This window comes from Falsihalocynthiibacter arcticus (assembly GCF_000812665.2).
In the GTDB taxonomy this organism is placed as follows: domain Bacteria; phylum Pseudomonadota; class Alphaproteobacteria; order Rhodobacterales; family Rhodobacteraceae; genus Falsihalocynthiibacter; species Falsihalocynthiibacter arcticus.
On the sequence record NZ_CP014327.1, the window covers coordinates 3,335,229 to 3,352,077 of the forward strand.

Consider the following 16,849-nt stretch of genomic DNA (forward strand, 5'->3'; position numbering starts at 1 on the left):
AGTGCTACAGGTCAGCGTCGCAAGACGCAAACCGTTCGCATTTTATCCTTTCAAAACAAAAAGATATCGGAGACCTACCATGGCGAAGAAAAAGAAAATCGTTGTTAAAATCGGATCTAGTCTACTGGCGAACAGCGAAAAACTGACCCTGCGCTATGCTTTCTTGAACGGATTATTGAGCGATCTTGCCCAACTTCAAAAAGAAGGTCACGACATTATTCTGACGTCCTCAGGGTCAGTGGCGCTTGGGTTGAATATGGTCGGTAAACGGCCCGAAGATGCGGGCATTTTGGACAAGCAGGCGGCCGCCGCCTGTGGCCAGCCGCTCTTGATGAATGCCTATCGTCAGGTCGCCTCCGAGCATGACATGGAAGTCGCGCAAATGCTGGTGACGGTCGAGGACATGGAAGAGCGGCGCCGCTTCCTAAACATCAAAAACACCATGTTGCGGTTGTTTGAAAACGACATCATGCCGATCATCAACGAAAACGATTCCGTCGCGACGCGTGACTTGCGGGTGGGGGACAACGACCGTCTTTCTGCTAAAGTGGCCCAAATGGTTCAGGCCGATCTTCTGGTCATCCTGACCAGTGTTGAGGGGCTTTATGACCGTGACCCTTCCGATCCAGATGCCGTGTTCATCTCGGAAATTGAGGATGTCACCGAGCATCTTGAGTCCACCACTGGTATTAGTGCATTGGGCAGCGGCGGCATGTTAACCAAAATGCAGGCCGCCAACATGGCACAGAACGCCGGTGTTGAAACAATCATCGCCGAAGGGATTATTGAGCGGCCCGTCTCCTCTGTCCTGAAAAACGAGCGTCGCTATACACGCTGTCTTGTAACTGGCGAGAAGGCCTCGCCGCTCAAAGTTTGGCTCAGCAACCGTCTGCAGGTCGCAGGCACGCTGGTTATTTCAAACGAAGTGGCCGCCGCTGTAATTGCCGGTGACTGTGGGATCACCCGCAGCGACGTGATTTCGATCCAAGGCGATTTCACCAAGGGCGATGTGCTGCACGTCTACACCGAAGACGGGGATGAGGTGGCCCGTGGCCTCACGAACTTCTCGTCCGAGGAAACCATGCTGGTGGCGCGCCATTTGGATATGCCCGTCGAGGATCTGATCGGGTACAAGACCAAAAGTGACATCATCGCGGCCGAAAACATACTGGTTCTCGAAGAAAACCATCTCCAGCATGATGCGCCCGAGGATGACCAGAAAATCGTCGTACAATTGTAACCCTTAGGGCGATTTAGACATAGAATTGGTTGTGGCATTGGGTTGCCGCGCCTTTTTGCTGCCAAACAGGCCTATCCCTTGGAGCCGAATTCGAACCACGCTCTTTCCTTAGGTGTGAGAAACTCCTTCATTTTGGCGTCATACAAAGACAAGTTTTCGGCGCTCAAAATCCCCTCCCACTTATTGCTCGTTCCGCTTTCAAAAAACTGGGCGTTGTCTTTCCAAATCCCTCTGTCGGCAGACGGCGCAAATTTGTCCGCATTCTTTTTCATGCTAGAGAAGGTCGCGGCCTCCACAATTGCGTCAATCAAATCGTCGTCATAGTTGCACTCCAATATTTCCGACAAACTCGAGACCGCCCCCCTAAGGTCGCGGACCATATCTGCATAGTGAAACATGTGAATGTTGGCGCACGCATGCCCGTTGTGGAAACTTTTGAAATGAAGGGCCAATCCTTCGAGGGACTCCCCGCCATTTTGCAACGGTGAAAACGGGGTTTCCACAAAGGTTCGAAAGCCCTCGTTGATATCGTCCGCGATATATTTATCTAGGGTGCCGTTCGACATATTTTTGATGTGGTTTTGCGCCGAAAAAAACACATCGATCGGATGCCGGTGCACCGACAAATAGGTGCAATTCTTGTCGTAAGTTATGCCATCCAGTGGTGTGTGGGTTTTAATATAACGGCGATGCTCCTGTGCCTTCAGGGTGTCCATCAATTCTTTTTCGTCATTGAATTTACTGTCCAACCATTTCGAAATCGTGCCAATGCCCGGATTTACATCAGGGTCGCCAAATATCAACATACCGCATATCGACTGCATCCAAGTCGTGCCGCTTTTGGGTGGGGTGCAGACAAAGACATCGTCGGGGCGGTTTTTAAAACGCGACCATATATCCGAATTGCTCACATCAGAGTTGTAAACTTGGCTTGGACCTGGAAATTGTTCGCTCATTATTCAATCCTCATTTTAAAAACTCATCGGGTATTCACACTTATTGAGGTCAAAGTTACGCCTTCGATACCCGAAAACGGGTGAACTGTCATCGCGTCACTCCGGCTCAACATTCGGCGGATTGAAATTAATTTCAGTTTACGCTTTTATTCCCACCCTTCGTTGACGAATCGAGGTTCGCACGGGCAAATGGCTCACCGAAATAAATTTTGGTACATGAAATTTCTTGCTGACACGGTGTATTTCATGTCAACCTAGTGGTCATTTGGCCATTTTGCCTTGGGAGGGGATAATATGAAGAGAATGAGTACAAAAGGTTTGATCGTTTCAGGTGTAATGGCGCTCTGTGCCTCTACATCGTCTGTGTCTGCAGAAGGTACATTGGCCTGCGAGCCCGGCGAAACCTATATCATGAACGTGATGGTTTCGAGCCACCCTTATTGGGTGCCTGTCTATCAAGGCTTCAAACAAGCCGCAGCAGCGTTTGGTTGTGATACGGTTTTTTCAGGAACACCAGACTACGATATAGCCAAACAAATCGCGTCGTTTGAGCAGGATATGGTAAAGGCTCCCGCCGGTATTCTTGTGCATCCCATGCAGTCTGACCCGTTCATCGAACCTATCAACCGTGCGATCGAAAACGGCACTCAAGTTGCGACATTCGCCGCGGATTCACCCAAATCAAACCGCACCGCCTATATTACGTCTGACAACCTTGCCGAAGCAAAATTCGCGGCAGAAGAAATCGTCAGCCAAATTGGTGCCGAAGCTGAATATGCTGTGCTTGAAAATCCAGGCCAATCCAACCACGATTTACGGGTAACAGCGCTTATTTCCTATATGGAAGAGCACTATCCCGACATGAAATTGGTCGGTCGTCAGGCCACCAATCAAGACAGCAACGCGGCCTATCGTGCCACGGCGTCCATCGTGCAAGCCAACCCAAATCTCGGCGCGATCTGGATCCCTGAAGCGGGCTCCGCAGAAGGCGCAGTTGCTGCGATCCTTGAAGCCAAAGCCGATGTCTTGATTATGCATGCCGATGTTACCCCAGCCACGCTGGAACACATCAAAGCGGGCAACATCCACATGGCGCTCAACCCAAATCAAGGCATGCAGGGTTTCATGGGCTTTATGGGCGTCTTCTTGGCGGCACATGACGGTGTGTTCGATCCGTTCAACGATTACAAAACGTCGGGCTTCAATCCCGTGCAAATTCCCTTCGTTGACAACGGATTTGCTGTGATCACCCAAGAAAACGCCGACAGCTTTGACTTGAATGTCTACATGGAAGGTCGCGATCCGAAGTAATCGGACTGCACTTTCTATTGGTGGCGCCGGAAAACAACGGGCCTCTGGCGCCACCCCCTTAAATTCAACTCAGGTAGTAGCAAATTCCATGACCGAAGAACTGCTTCTTAAAATCTCAAATGTTTCCAAGTCTTTCGGGCCAATACGGGCTTTGAAGGGCGTGAATTTCGACCTGCGCAAGGGTGAAATTCATGCATTGGCGGGCGAGAACGGCGCTGGGAAGTCGACATTGATGAACATCATCGATGGGATCCTACAGCCAGACAGCGGCGAAATCCTGATTGACGGAAAAGCCGAAATAATTACGTCGCCAACGCGTGCGCAGCAACTCGGTATCGGGTTTGTGCATCAGGAAATTGCCCTCTGTCCCGATGTAAATGTCGCCGAGAATATTTTCATGTCTGTGACGAATATGAGTTCGTCTTTTTTGATGAATTACAAAGAGTTGCACGACAAAGCTGACAAGGTTCTTTCACAACTTTGTACGATATCGCCCTCGACAATGGTGCGGGATTTGTCGATTTCAAACCAACAACTGGTGGAAATTGCCAAGGCGCTGACACTGGATTGTCGAGTTCTCATTCTGGATGAACCCACCGCCGCGTTGACCGAAAAAGAAGCGCAGATTCTGTTTGGAATTATGCGTAAACTCGCAGATCAGGGCATTGCGATTGTCTATATCTCGCATCGCATGGTCGAAATTTTCGATAATTGCGACCGCGTCACTGTCTTTCGCGACGGGGAGTTTATCGAGACCCGAAATGTCGCCGAAATTACCCCGGGAGATGTAGTGAATGCCATGGTTGGACGGGTGATTGATACGCTCTATCCAGAGAAATTAACCCCTGAGGAGGCCACAGACGAGATCATTCTTGATGTGCAAAACCTCTCGGATGGGAAGCGCTTTTTTGATGTGAACTTCCAACTCAAAAAGGGTGAGATCCTCGGGATCGGCGGGCTAATTGGGGCAGGGCGCAGCGAAATTGCCAAGGGCGTTTGCCGTTTGGAAACCGAAGTGACGGGCGAAACGACACTCAAATCTGCGCCCCTGAAACCAAAAGATTATCGCGAGAGCATTGAGGCGGGTGTGGTCTATCTTTCTGAAGACCGCAAAGGCGACGGAATTTTCCTTGATATGGCGATCTCGGCCAATGTTTCGGCGCTCAATTTAACCCAAGTGGCCACGCCAACGGGTATCATCAGTGTGCCCGCAGAAGAAAAACAAGCCGCCGCCTTGGGCAAGAAGCTCAACCTGAAATACGGCCGATTGAGCGATCCAGTTTCCTCGCTTTCGGGGGGAAATCAACAAAAAGTGGCCATCGCCAAAATGCTGTCTGTCGACCCGCGCCTGATCTTTTTAGACGAGCCAACGCGCGGCGTGGATGTGGGCGCAAAAGTAGAGATACACGCCATTCTGCGCGGTTTGGCGCGGTCGGGCGTCGGGATTGTTGTCATTTCATCGGAACTGCCGGAGTTGATTGGCCTTTGTGATCGGGTGATGGTTGTGCGCGAAGGCCGTATCAGCGGCGAAGTCACGGGCGACGAATTGACGGAAAAAAATATCATGCGCTTAGCCTCTGTTTTAGACGCAAGCAGCTTGAACGAAAATAAGGGAATATGACGGTGAAAACTTCCACATTAACAGAAACAGATATGCCTATTTCCCACGGTTTCTTGGGGCGGATGTTGCGCATGCGGGAAACCGGTCTGATCGGGATTATCCTCGTTATGTTCGTGGTGATGTCCTTTGCGTCGCCCTATTTCCTGACGTGGATTAACATGCGGGCCATGGTGATGGCCTTCGCCGTTGAGGGGATTGTGGTCATTGGTATGACCATTCTGTTGATTTCCGGCGGTATCGATCTTTCGGTCGGATCGGTCACGGCGCTGGCGATGGTTGTTGCGGGCTGGCTGTTCTTGGCGGGGGTTGATCCTTGGGTCGCCTCGGCGATTGCGATTGCGGTTTGTACCGGCATTGGCGCGATCATGGGGTTCTTTGTGACCCGCGTCGGTTTGCACCATTTCATTGTTTCTCTAGCGGTTATGGTTATTGCGCGCGGCGTGTGTTTGCTGGGCACGGGGGGCGTCCGCTTGGCTTGTTCACCTTGCCGCCAGAATTCAAATTCATCGGGCAGGGGTCTATTGGACCGATACCCTTAGTGATCATTATCTTCGTTATCACGGTGATTGTGTTTGATTACCTGCTGCGGCGCACAACTCTGTTTCGCAAGGTGTTTTACACCGGAAGTAACGAACGCGCCGCCGCCTATTCGGGCATTCGCACCAAGAAAGTGGTGTTCCTAACGACGACCCTTTGTTCGGCTCTTTGTGGTGTTGCGGGTATCATTTATATGTCGCGCTTTGGTTCGGCCCAGCCAACATTTGGGCTTGGAATGGAGCTGAATGTGATCGCTGCTGCGGTCATCGGGGGGCCAGTCTGAACGGCGGCACGGGCTCCATTTTGGGCGCTATTCTGGGGGTTGTCTTACTTTCGGTCGTGTCTAGTTCCCTGGCGCTTTTGGATGTGTCGGTCTATTGGCAGGACATTATTCGCGGCTCGATCCTGTTGGTCGCCGTCACCCTCGATCACTATATGAACAAAAACCGCAAACATTAGGAGCGTAGATTATGAATGCCTCTAGTCCCAATTATGAAACTGCGCGCCAAATCCAAGCGGTCCTTGTGCTTCATTTTATCGAAGGGCTCAAGCAATCTGAAATTGCTGCGCGCTTTAATCTTTCGACGTCAAAAGTGAACCGATTGATCGCGCAGGGCCGCAAAATGGGTATGGTTAAAATCGACATCGAAAGCCGGTTTCAACATTTGATTGACTATGAAAATCGCTTGATTGCCTCGACCTGTTTGACGGGCGCTGTGATCACCCCCACGGCTTCGGGAAACCCTGACACAACCTTGCAACAAGTGGGGCGGGCTGCGGCCAACCTCTTGCTGGAAACTGTGCGCGATGGCGACGTGATTGCGATCACAGGCGGGAAGGCCGTGAGTGCCGTGATCGAAAACCTGATGCCCGACACGTTGCGCGATGTGACGGTTGTGCCGCTAACGGGCGGGGTGCAGGGCAAGTATTTCACCGACGTGAACCACCTCGCAACGCGCTTGGCTGAACGGCTTGGCGGCAAGGCGATGTTGGTGCATGCGCCTTTGTTTGCTGAGACGCGCGGCCAGCGGGACATGATTTTGGAGATCGGTCCCGTGAAGGATGTTTTTGATTTGGCGCGCCGCGCTGATGTGGCTCTACTGGGGGTCGGTTCCATGGAGCCTGCGGGATCGAGTTACTATGATTTGAACCCCGTTCCCGAAGCGGATCGCAAAATGCTGGTCGGCGTCGGCGTCGTGGCGGAATTGATGGCGCATCTTATTCGCGACAACGGCGAAGTTGCGGATTACCCGCTCAATAATCGCCTTGTGGCGCTCAACCCAAACGATCTCGCAGGATGTGGACGCACAATTGGCGTCGCCTCGGGACAGGAAAAAGCGCGGCCTATTCGCGCGGCGCTTAACGGTGGTTATCTCGATGCTTTGGTCATGGATGAAGAGACCGCTTTAACAGTTTTAAATAATGAAAAGAGATCAGACAATGTTGCATGATATGCTGACGCGAACCATTGGGAAAAGTGGCATTGAGGCCTCGGCGATTGGCCTTGGCACGTGGGCGATTGGTGGCTGGGCATGGGGCGGAACCGACGAAGCCAAATCCATCGCGGCGATTCAGGCCTCCATTGACGAAGGTGTGAGCTTGATTGATACCGCGCCCGCCTATGGGCTGGGCGTGGCCGAGGACATCGTTGGCAAAGCGATCAAGACACGGCGCGATAAAGTGGTTCTCGCCACCAAATGCGGGCTTGTTTGGCACACGCGAAAGGGCAACCATTTCTTTGATGAGGATGGCGCGCCTGTGCACCGATATTTGGGCAAAGACGCCATTATCTATGAGGTAGAACAAAGCCTTACGCGCTTGCGTACCGACTATATTGATCATTACATCACCCATTGGCAAGATCCGACAACACCCATTGACGAGACGATGGAAGCGCTAGAACTCTTGAAGAAACAGGGCAAAATTCGTTCCATTGGGGCGAGTAATACATCCCTTGAAGACGTCAAATCCTATGTCGCGGCGGGACAACTTGATGGCCTCCAAGAAGAATTCAGCATGGTTCAGCGTGGGGTCGATAAAACCTTGTTGCCGATTGCGATTGAGAATGGCGTGTCGGTTTTGAGCTATTCGTCGCTTGCCTTAGGGCTTCTGTCGGGGAAAATTACTCCAGACCGTCAATTTGAAGGCGATGACCTGCGCATAGGTAACCCGCGCTTTTCGCAAGATAACCGCAAGAAAATCAAAGCATTGATGGATGAAATTACGCCTATTGCAGCGCAGCATGACGCGACTTTGGCCCAAACGGTAATTGCTTGGACGCTCCAACAACCCGGCATCACATTCTCCCTTTGTGGCGCACGAAATGTCGAGCAAGCCCGTGAAAACGCAAAAGCCGGACGCCTGCGCTTAAGTGCGGAAGATTTGAAAGCCATTAATACTGCCGCTGACCAACATTTACAAAACCTAGACGCCTAAACCGCCTACTACGTGCAAACTAAATATGCCGGAACCTGTTTCGGTAAACGGAGAAGTTATGTCTTTTCAACGCCAAGAGAGCAAAAACGCATTGGCCCAAAATCCAGATTTTGACGTCATTATTCTGGGTGGTGGTATCAATGGCATCGGAGTTTTTCGCGATCTTGCGTTGCAAGGGCTTCGGGTGCTTTTGGTTGAGCGGAACGATTTTTGCTCGGGGTGCAGTGCGGCGCCGTCGCGGATGATCCACGGTGGCTTGCGCTATCTTGAGAACGGGGAATTCAACCTCGTTCAGGAATCCGTCACGGAACGGGACGCCTTGTTGCGCAACGCGCCGCATTATGTGCGCCCACTCCCCACCACCATTCCGATCACGTCGTGGCTCACCGGAACGATGAACGCCGCAACCTCATTTCTGGGTGGTTCTGGCCAACCCTCACGGCGCGGCGCCTTGCCGATCAAACTTGGCCTGTCGCTCTATGATTGGGTCACGCGCAAAAACCGTACTTTGCCAAAACATCAATTTCACAGCGCTAAAACCACCCGCAAAGAGCGCCCGTGGTTGATGCAGGGTTTGCGGTGTTCGGCCACATTTTATGATGCATGGATAAGCCATCCGGAACGGCTTGGTTTGGAGTTGATCCAAGACGCCCGTGCGGAAAACCCGAACGCCATCGCACTCAATTACGCGGAATTATCCCCGTCAGAGGTTAGGTTTACGGTCAAAGATAATTTGGGCACTGAGCGTTTTCAAATCACCGGCCGCGCTTTGGTGAACGCCACGGGAGCATGGCTTGATCAGACAATCGCCGCTCTCGATCCAGAGGCACGCACCAAAGAGCCGCTGGTTTCGGGCACCAAAGGATCCCATTTAATCCTCAACAATCCAGATCTTATGACAGCTCTTGATGGGCATATGATCTATTTTGAGAACGAAGATGGTCGGGTTTGCATCGTGTTTCCCTACCTTGGCAAAGTTCTCGCGGGATCGACCGATATTCGTGTTGATGAACCCGTACGGGTGCGATGTTCGCCCAAAGAACGCGACTATATTCTGGCGTCCCTTGCGCGGGTTTTTCCCCACCTTAATGTCTCCAAAGACCAAATCGCCTTTAGTTATAGCGGCATACGCCCGTTGCCAAAAAGCACCCAAGATTTCACCGGACGCATTTCGCGTGGCCATGCGACGAAACGTTTGGATGGCCACGTTCCACAATTCTGTATGGTGGGTGGAAAATGGACGACTTTTCGCGCGTTTGCCGAGCAGACTACCGATGACGTTCTTGCGGAACTAGGAGCCACGCGCACCGTTTCAACCCGTAATTTGGCCATTGGTGGGGGCAAAGGCTGCGCCGATGCACAGGACGAACCCGCGCAGGCCTTGGCACGAAAAACCCTTGTCGAGGAATATAAAATCACACCCGAACGCGCCGCACATTTGGCGGCCTCTTATGGGACGGGGGCGCGCAAAATACTTGAATATTGTGATCAATATCCGAACGACGCACCCCTTGTCGTAGGCTCAAATTACACCCACGGCGAAATTGCCTATCTCGCGGAACATGAGTTCGTGGTCACATTGGCCGATGTCGTATTGCGGCGTACGGTTTTGGCAATCACAGGACAGATCAGTTCGGAGATTATCGACCAAATTTGCGAAATTTTGGCGCAGCACCTTGAGTGGTCGCCCAAAGAAACATCCTACCAGCGCACGGCGCTCCTCACGGAGCTAGACGACTTTCACGATGTGTCGCCACTCGTGCTGGACAACCGAAACAACATAAGGAAATGAACATGAGACCAAATACAAAAGCCCGCATGAACCGTTTGTTCACCCATGGTGGATGCCTAGACGTGGCCATTGATCACGGCGTGTGCAATGAACCCAGTTTTATGGTCGGGCTTGAGGATATGCCTGCGGTTATGAATGCCCTGATCGCCGCCAAACCCGATGCGATCCAATGCGCTTATGGGCAGGCCGATTTGCTGCAAGCGCGTCCGGAAAAAGACAAACCCGCATTGGTGATGCGGATCGACATGGGCAATCCCTATAACGATCAACGCCACAGTGTCATGTGGTCGATGCTTCAGAATGCCGACGAGCCGATCATTGGCGCGTTGCAGATGGACGCCGCGGCCGTGGTGGTCAATTTGTTTATGTTGCCCGATGAGCCGGAATTGTTCCGCCAATGCATTGAAAACATTAGCCGTGTTCGGGCATCTTGCGAAAAATACGGCATGCCTCTGATGATTGAACCCTTGGTGATGTTGCCCAATGACGTACGCGGCGGCTATCAAGTGGATGGCGACGCGGAAAAAATCGTGACCTTGACGCGACTTGCCTCTGAGATGGGGGCGGACATCATCAAAGCCGATCCAACGGCAAACCCCGAAGATTTCCATCGCGTTGTTGAAGCGGCACGGGTTCCGGTATTGGTGCGCGGCGGCGGCAAAGAGGACCTCAAAAAGGTTCTGGAAAAATCGGCGGCCATCGTGGCGCAAGGGGCCAAAGGAATGGTCTATGGCCGCAATATTTATCAGCATGACAACCCAAAAGCCGTGGTTGCGGCCTTGATGGCAATCATCCACAATAGTGCGAGCGGCGAAGAAGCCTGGGATGTGTATAACAATGGCTGAGACATCAAAATATGTGCTGGGACTGGACGCTGGGAACACGGTGATCAAGGCGGTTTTGTTTGGCCTGAAGGGCAATCAAATCGCGCTTTGTGCGCTGGACGGGCATTCGACCACACCAGAGCCAGGACATGTCGAGCGTGATTTGAACGAACTCTGGGCCAATGCACAGCAGGCCATTCGGGGCTGTATTGACAAAGCTGGGATTTCGCCTGAGCAAATTGTCGGGGTTGGCTGTGCTGGGCATGGCAACGGGCTTTATCTTTTGGATCAAGAAGGCGCGCCCCTGATTGGGATTCAGTCCCTAGACACGCGGGCCGCAGGTTTGGCGACGGAATTATCGCAACAGGTTGGGGCGCAATTACACGCGTTGTGTTTGCAGAAACCTTGGCCGTCGCAAACGCCCACATTGTTGGCGTGGGTGAAGCAGAACCAGCCAGATGTTTATGCACGTATTGGCACAGTTTTGCTGTGTAAAGATTTCATCACCTACAAATTAACGGGACGGCGGGTGAGCGATCAATCCGACATGAGTGGCGCAGGCCTCACGCGGATGCCCGACTGCTGCTACGACGATGAATTGCTTGCGCTTTATGGTCTTTCGGATGCACGCGATTTACTGCCGGACCTGTTGGAATCCTCGGACATCGTTGGCGGCCTTTCGGACGCCGCCGCCAGCACCACCGGATTGGCGGCGGGGACTCCGGTGATTGCAGGGTATTTCGATGTGGTTTCGAGCGCGCTGGGATCAGGAGTTGTAACGGCGGGCGAGGCCTCGATCATCGTGGGAACGTGGGGCGTCAATCAGGTATTTTCCAAGGAACCCGTTCGCGACGACAGTGTTTTCATGGTGACAGGATTTGGGCCAGAACGCTTTGTTAATATCGAGTCCAGCGCCACCTCGGCGGCGAACTTGGAATGGTACGTACGCGAATTTGTGGAACGTGGTGGGCACCATGACGCCCCCTTTGATTTTTGTAACGATCGCTTGGGCGAGGTCACACCGCGCCTTGATGATCCGTTTTATCATCCCTTTTTATACGGCGCGCGCTTGGGCGCGGATTACCGTGCAGGATTTTACGGCCTTGCAGGATGGCACACCGAAGGCAACATGCTGCGCGCCTTGTTTGAGGGTGTGATGTTTGAACATAAACGCCATATTTCCGTGCTTAAAAAGGCCGGTGCCAGCTTTAATCACGCGGTTTTGTCTGGCGGCGGGGCACGCAGTCCCCATTGGCCACAGATGTTTTCCGACTGTCTGAATGTACCGATTACCGTTGCCCAAGCACAAGAAACAGGCGCGTTAGGCGCGGCCATCGGCGCGGGCGTAGCCACTGGCAATTTTCCCGATTATGAGGCCGCGGTGAGCGCAATGACTCGGCCTGCAAGAAACTACAAACCCGACCCAAGCAAACGGGATTTTTACGAAAAACGCTATGCGGCATGGCTTGATCTGACCGAGCGCATGCGTGGATTTTGGAGCAATCTTAATGACGCAAGTTGAGACCCTAGACGGCACCTATGACTACATTATCGTCGGGGCGGGAACGGCGGGATGCGTATTGGCAAACCGATTGACAGAAAACCCGAAAACGCGCGTTTTGTTGCTAGAGGCTGGCGGAAATGACAATTACCACTGGGTGAAAATTCCTGTTGGGTATCTGTATTGTATTGGTAATCCGCGCACCGATTGGATGATGAAAACCGCGAAAGAGGCGGGGTTGAACGGCCGGTCGCTGGTCTATCCGCGCGGCAAGGTTTTGGGCGGCTGTACCTCCGTTAACGGCATGATTTACATGCGCGGGCAGGCGGCCGATTACGATCATTGGCGACAGCTTGGCAATGTCGGTTGGGGCTGGGATGACGTCCTGCCGCTGTTTAAAAAATCCGAAGATCACCATGCGGGCACGACGAATGTTCATACCTCTGGCGGCGAGTGGAAAGTCTCCAAGCAACGCCTAAGTTGGGACATTTTGAACGCAGTCCAAGAAGGGGCAAAACAGTTTGGGATCATGCCGCGGGACGATTTCAACGATGGCAATAACGAGGGGTCTGGGTTCTTTGAGGTCAATCAAAAGAACGGCGTGCGCTGGAGTACGGCACGCGGTTTTTTGCGGCCTGCGATGAAGCGGCCGAATTTGCGGTTGATGACTCATGCGCATACCGAACAGCTCATTCTTGAGGGCAAGTCGGTCAAAGGTATTCGCTTTACGTGCAAGGGCAAAACCTATGAAGCACGATGTACGGCGGAGGTTTTGCTGGCAGCAGGCGCGATCAACTCGCCCAAAATCCTTGAGCATTCAGGGATTGGACAGCCAGAGCGCCTCATGGATCTCGGGATCACGCCACAACACGAGAGCAATGGTGTCGGCGAAAACCTGCAAGATCACTTGCAAATCCGCACCGTTTACAAAGTCAAAAATGCCAAAACATTGAACACTATGGCCAATTCCCTCGTTGGAAAAGCCAAGATGGGGATTCAATATTTAGCTACCCAAACGGGCCCCTTGTCTATGGCCCCCAGCCAGTTTGGCATGTTCAGCAAATCCTCTACGTCGCTCGAAACGCCAGACTTGGAGTATCACGTGCAACCCCTGTCGACGGACAAGCTCGGCGACCCGTTACACCCGTTCCCCGCGATCACCATGTCGGTCTGTAATTTACGCCCCGAAAGCGTGGGAAGTTGTCATATTACGACCTCTGACACCGAACAGCACCCTGATATCCGCCCCAATTATCTCTCCGCCGATCAGGACAAACGCGTGGCGATCACCTCGATCCGACAAGCGCGCGAAATCATGACGGCGACAGCGCTTGAGCCTTATCAACCCAACGAGATTTTGCCGGGACTTGCGTATCAAAGCGACGCTGAATTGTTGGAACAGGCAGGAAATATTGCGACCACGATATTCCATCCGGTTGGCACCTGTAAAATGGGAAGCGACCCGATGGCTGTTGTCGGCGCCGACCTTCGCGTCCACGGATTGCAAGGGATGCGGGTGATTGATGCGTCCATTATGCCGAAAATCGTGTCGGGAAATACCGCGTCTCCTGTTGTGATGATTGCGGAAAAAGCCGCGCAGATGATCTTGGCCGAAACGCGCTCGTAACCCTTCGGGCAAAACATAAAAAGGTGGGACCGAGTGACGGCGCGCTGCTCCGCGGATTAGATCCGCTCGACGGACTCGCGCTCAACCAAGGCGCAATCCATCCGCATGATGGTTTTTTTGGGCTGCCTCACCTTTTTATTAGCTTCAATATATTCCACGGCCCAAGCGCCCATGGTGCGATGGGGGAGATTGACGGTGCTGATAGGGGGGTGGAGGTGACGTGCGATTTCCTCGTCGTCATATCCCATAACGGAAATGTCCTGTGGGATTTTAAGCCCCTCTTCCTTCAAGGCCTCATAACATCCGATCGCCATCCGATCATTTTGACAGAAAATGGCGGTAGGGCGATCTTTGAGCGCGAGAAGCTGCATCGTCGCGGCATAGCCAGAACTGGGCGTCCAGTTTCCATGCACGATGAGGCTTTTGTCGAACGGAATATTTTCCTCAGCAAGGGCACGTTTATAGCCCTTTTGCCGGTCTCGCGTGGCTTCCATCCACACCTCACCGGTAATCATTCCGATGCGCTTGTGCCCATGTTCAAGCAGGTGGCGAGTCGCACGGAAACCGCCAATCGACTCGTCGGGTATGACGGCAGGAAGGCGGTGGTCTTGGGAATAGCAATTCAACAAAACGACAGGGATAGGCAGATCGAGTAAGCAGGCTGGAATTTCAATTTTCCGTGTGAAAATCGTCAAGTAGATCAAGCCTGAAATGCCCGTATCCACGAGGGTACGAAAGGTTTTTTCCTCAAGTTCTTGATCGTGCATAGTTTGGCCAGACAACAGAATTTGACCATTGTTCCAACAGGCCTGTCGGGCGGCATCAATGGCAATGACAGCTTCTGGGCTGGTTGCGAGCTGATCAACAATAAAACCAACGGCCAGAGTCGCGCTTTGGGCCACATTCGCGTCCGATTTCTGATGGACAAACTTTGTCGAGGAATAGCCAAGCCGGATTGCCGCCTCGATGACGCGTTTGCGTGTGTCTGCGGAAATTTTTACACCCGGCGCGTTTCTAAGAACAAAAGAAACCGTTGCTTGCGAACAGTCCGCCTCATTTGCAACATCCGTCATGATGAGGCGTCGCGTAGTTTTTGGAGTGGGGGTGATACGCTGCGCCGGTTGGTCTTTCCCGATATTTCCCGCCTTTGCCATACTAATTCCATTCCAAAATTGGCGTGAATATTGTTTGTTGTCATGCTGTTTACACAACCTTTACCGATGATTTAACGAAACGAAATAAATATTTATAAGTCGTCAGTAGTAATAATTATTAATTACTCAAATTACCGCCAGTTGCCTTGCCACGCAATCTCGGGAGGAGACGCATTGTGACTATTTCACGCAGAAAACTTCTGCTTGCTTCATCGGCCGCATCCGCCGCAGCGGCGGTCTCGCGCGCCGCCATCGCAGCCGGTCCTACATTGGCAGTTAAAGACACATACAAGGTTGGTTTTGCCCAAACGGAAAGCAACAATTCATGGCATTTGGCACATACCAACTCGATGAAAGCCGAAGCGGAGGCGCGCGACTGGCAATTGGTTTATACGGATGCGGCAGGGTCTGCGGCCAAGCAGGTTTCCGATGTTAATTCCATGATCGCACAGGGCGTTGACCTTATTTTCCTCGCCCCACGTGAGGAAATCCCCCTCATTCCGGCAATCATGTCAGCCAAAAATGCGGGCATTCCGGTGATCCTGTTGGATCGCAATGTTGACCAATCGCTCGCTATCGCAGGCGATGACCATGTGACATTCATTGGCTCAGACTTCATCGAAGAAGGTCGCCGCGTTGCGGAATGGCTCGTCGCCAACATCGACGGAAAAACCAAAATCATCGAGCTGGAAGGGACCGCAGGTTCGTCCCCTGCAAATGATCGTAAATTCGGGTTCGACACCGATATTGCCGAGCATCCAGACTTTGAAATCGTCGCATCTCAAACAGGTGATTTTGCGCGCGACAAAGGTCGCCAAGTTGCCGAAACGCTGCTTCAAGCCAATCCGGATGCCAATGTTATTTATGCGCATAACGATGAGTATCCGTATTGGTCAAGCTGTATTTTCGGCCCATTTTCGCTGATCTCGGAGAAGGGCATTTGCCGTGACAATTAGCTTTCTCATGACGGCTGTGATCGCCAGATTCTTGCATTTCCCTGTCGATACCATGTGCTCATATTTCGCCTTCTTGTCGGGGTTAAAGCGCGTTGCAACAACTGCTGGTAAATAGATCGCTCGCCTGACACTGGCGCGACCGCCTTGGATGCGTTCTTTACCTTGCCACTTCCCCGATTGCCGTGAAATTGGTGCGAGGCCTGCCAGCTTGGCAGCTTGGCAGCTTGCTTGCCGCTCAGATGCCCGAGTTCAGGCATGTCAGTCAGAATCGCGCAGGCCGTCACCGAGGCAATACCTGGAATGCTCGTGAGTATAGCTTCGCGCGCGCGAAGTTCTTTGTCTGCTTTAACGATGGCATTGCTCGCGTCTGCAACTTGAGAAAGGTCCTTTTCGATCTGCTTTAAACGTCGTTTGATTTGCCGGGCAAGCAGTTCATGCGTCGTTGCCGCAAGCCGTGCTTTTGCGGCGGTCCTATCCTTGATCAATCCCTGCCTCGCTGTAGCCAACTGCTTGAGGTCATGAAGCGTTTCACTTTTGGGCTGATCTGCCTTCAGCTCCAACAATGCGCCCATCTTCGCCAGCATCATAGCATCGACGCGGTCTGTCTTGGCCCGCTGACCGGCCCCTTCGCAGAACCGTCGCGCCTGACGCGGGTTAACCCGTGCAAAGCTGATTCCATATTGAGCAAGGCCCGTTTCGAGAAGCCGATGGTATATGCCGGTTGATTCAAAAATTATGCGAGAAACACCGGCCTCACGCGCCCAAAGAGCGAGTGCCGTCACGCCCGCCCTGTCATTATAAAACTGCCTGTGCTCTCGCGACGACAACCAGTAGGCGTCCAATGTGCCTTTCGAGATATCAATCCCAATGGTATCTTCCATATGTCTTTTCCTC

Annotated in this window: 14 protein-coding genes and 1 pseudogene; 12 read left to right on the forward strand and 3 right to left on the reverse strand. The window is 52.5% G+C overall.

All coding sequences use genetic code 11. The features are described from left to right. The first annotated feature begins 79 nt into the window (after window positions 1-79). Window positions 80-1,240, forward strand: a complete 1,161-nt coding sequence (gene proB / locus RC74_RS16420) for a glutamate 5-kinase (protein WP_039003646.1) — start codon at window positions 80-82, stop codon at window positions 1,238-1,240. A 71-nt stretch (window positions 1,241-1,311) separates the two neighbouring features. Here the strand turns inward: proB and RC74_RS16425 are convergent, their stop codons facing one another. Next, on the reverse strand, window positions 1,312-2,196 hold the full coding sequence (locus RC74_RS16425; RefSeq protein WP_039003647.1) for a sulfotransferase domain-containing protein: 885 nt from the start codon (window positions 2,194-2,196) through the stop codon (window positions 1,312-1,314). A 294-nt stretch (window positions 2,197-2,490) separates the two neighbouring features. On the opposite strand from RC74_RS16425, the gene RC74_RS16430 reads away from it, so the two are divergent. The 10 genes from RC74_RS16430 (at window position 2,491) to RC74_RS16470 (ending at window position 13,845) form a co-directional block, all read left to right on the forward strand. Further along, the gene (locus tag RC74_RS16430; protein WP_039003648.1) at window positions 2,491-3,507 is read left to right on the forward strand and encodes a substrate-binding domain-containing protein; all 1,017 of its coding nucleotides are present in this window, start codon (window positions 2,491-2,493) and stop codon (window positions 3,505-3,507) included. Between the two features lie 88 nt (window positions 3,508-3,595). Then, complete coding sequence (locus tag RC74_RS16435; protein ID WP_039003649.1) at window positions 3,596-5,128, forward strand: sugar ABC transporter ATP-binding protein; 1,533 nt, start codon at window positions 3,596-3,598, stop codon at window positions 5,126-5,128. A gap of 2 nt (window positions 5,129-5,130) precedes the next feature. After that, complete coding sequence (locus RC74_RS23335) at window positions 5,131-5,667, forward strand: ABC transporter permease (protein ID WP_250637065.1); 537 nt, start codon at window positions 5,131-5,133, stop codon at window positions 5,665-5,667. Next, on the forward strand, window positions 5,667-5,948 hold the full coding sequence (locus RC74_RS23340) for an ABC transporter permease (RefSeq protein ID WP_250637066.1): 282 nt from the start codon (window positions 5,667-5,669) through the stop codon (window positions 5,946-5,948). Before RC74_RS23335 ends, RC74_RS23340 begins: the two co-directional genes overlap by 1 nt. Window positions 5,949-6,135: 187 nt before the next feature. Further along, window positions 6,136-7,116 carry a sugar-binding transcriptional regulator gene (locus tag RC74_RS16445; protein WP_039003651.1) on the forward strand — a complete coding sequence of 327 codons (981 nt, stop codon included), beginning with the start codon at window positions 6,136-6,138 and terminating at the stop codon, window positions 7,114-7,116. Next, window positions 7,106-8,101, forward strand: a complete 996-nt coding sequence (locus RC74_RS16450; RefSeq protein WP_039003652.1) for an aldo/keto reductase — start codon at window positions 7,106-7,108, stop codon at window positions 8,099-8,101. Before RC74_RS16445 ends, RC74_RS16450 begins: the two co-directional genes overlap by 11 nt. Window positions 8,102-8,159: 58 nt before the next feature. After that, a complete protein-coding gene (locus RC74_RS16455; protein ID WP_039003653.1) occupies window positions 8,160-9,893 on the forward strand; it encodes a glycerol-3-phosphate dehydrogenase/oxidase in 1,734 nt (577 codons plus the stop codon). A gap of 2 nt (window positions 9,894-9,895) precedes the next feature. Continuing rightward, complete coding sequence (locus RC74_RS16460) at window positions 9,896-10,738, forward strand: class I fructose-bisphosphate aldolase (protein ID WP_039003654.1); 843 nt, start codon at window positions 9,896-9,898, stop codon at window positions 10,736-10,738. Then, window positions 10,731-12,239, forward strand: coding sequence for an FGGY-family carbohydrate kinase (locus tag RC74_RS16465; RefSeq protein WP_039003655.1), 1,509 nt, complete (start codon window positions 10,731-10,733; stop codon window positions 12,237-12,239). The genes RC74_RS16460 and RC74_RS16465 overlap by 8 nt, the downstream gene beginning before the upstream one ends. Next, window positions 12,226-13,845 carry a GMC family oxidoreductase gene (locus RC74_RS16470; RefSeq protein WP_039003656.1) on the forward strand — a complete coding sequence of 540 codons (1,620 nt, stop codon included), beginning with the start codon at window positions 12,226-12,228 and terminating at the stop codon, window positions 13,843-13,845. Before RC74_RS16465 ends, RC74_RS16470 begins: the two co-directional genes overlap by 14 nt. Before the next feature lie 56 nt (window positions 13,846-13,901). Here RC74_RS16470 and RC74_RS16475 read toward each other — a convergent pair whose 3' ends face one another. After that, window positions 13,902-14,999, reverse strand: a complete 1,098-nt coding sequence (locus tag RC74_RS16475) for a LacI family DNA-binding transcriptional regulator (protein ID WP_218918083.1) — start codon at window positions 14,997-14,999, stop codon at window positions 13,902-13,904. A gap of 176 nt (window positions 15,000-15,175) precedes the next feature. On the opposite strand from RC74_RS16475, the gene RC74_RS16480 reads away from it, so the two are divergent. Beyond that, window positions 15,176-15,955, forward strand: a complete 780-nt coding sequence (locus RC74_RS16480; protein ID WP_082802336.1) for a substrate-binding domain-containing protein — start codon at window positions 15,176-15,178, stop codon at window positions 15,953-15,955. On the opposite strand, the pseudogene RC74_RS16485 reads toward RC74_RS16480, so the two are convergent. Beyond that, window positions 15,893-16,836 (reverse strand): annotated as a pseudogene (locus RC74_RS16485) (IS110 family RNA-guided transposase). The gene RC74_RS16480 and the pseudogene RC74_RS16485 overlap by 63 nt on opposite strands. Window positions 16,837-16,849 lie beyond the last annotated feature (13 nt).

Coding starts and splice junctions, on each gene's coding strand:
- proB (WP_039003646.1), top strand. CDS start 80: ATGGCGAAGAAAAAGAAAATCGTTGTTAAAATCGGATCTAGTCTACTG.
- RC74_RS16425 (WP_039003647.1), bottom strand. CDS start 2,196: ATGAGCGAACAATTTCCAGGTCCAAGCCAAGTTTACAACTCTGATGTG.
- RC74_RS16430 (WP_039003648.1), top strand. CDS start 2,491: ATGAAGAGAATGAGTACAAAAGGTTTGATCGTTTCAGGTGTAATGGCG.
- RC74_RS16435 (WP_039003649.1), top strand. CDS start 3,596: ATGACCGAAGAACTGCTTCTTAAAATCTCAAATGTTTCCAAGTCTTTC.
- RC74_RS16445 (WP_039003651.1), top strand. CDS start 6,136: ATGAATGCCTCTAGTCCCAATTATGAAACTGCGCGCCAAATCCAAGCG.
- RC74_RS16450 (WP_039003652.1), top strand. CDS start 7,106: ATGTTGCATGATATGCTGACGCGAACCATTGGGAAAAGTGGCATTGAG.
- RC74_RS16455 (WP_039003653.1), top strand. CDS start 8,160: ATGTCTTTTCAACGCCAAGAGAGCAAAAACGCATTGGCCCAAAATCCA.
- RC74_RS16460 (WP_039003654.1), top strand. CDS start 9,896: ATGAGACCAAATACAAAAGCCCGCATGAACCGTTTGTTCACCCATGGT.
- RC74_RS16465 (WP_039003655.1), top strand. CDS start 10,731: ATGGCTGAGACATCAAAATATGTGCTGGGACTGGACGCTGGGAACACG.
- RC74_RS16470 (WP_039003656.1), top strand. CDS start 12,226: ATGACGCAAGTTGAGACCCTAGACGGCACCTATGACTACATTATCGTC.
- RC74_RS16475 (WP_218918083.1), bottom strand. CDS start 14,999: ATGGCAAAGGCGGGAAATATCGGGAAAGACCAACCGGCGCAGCGTATC.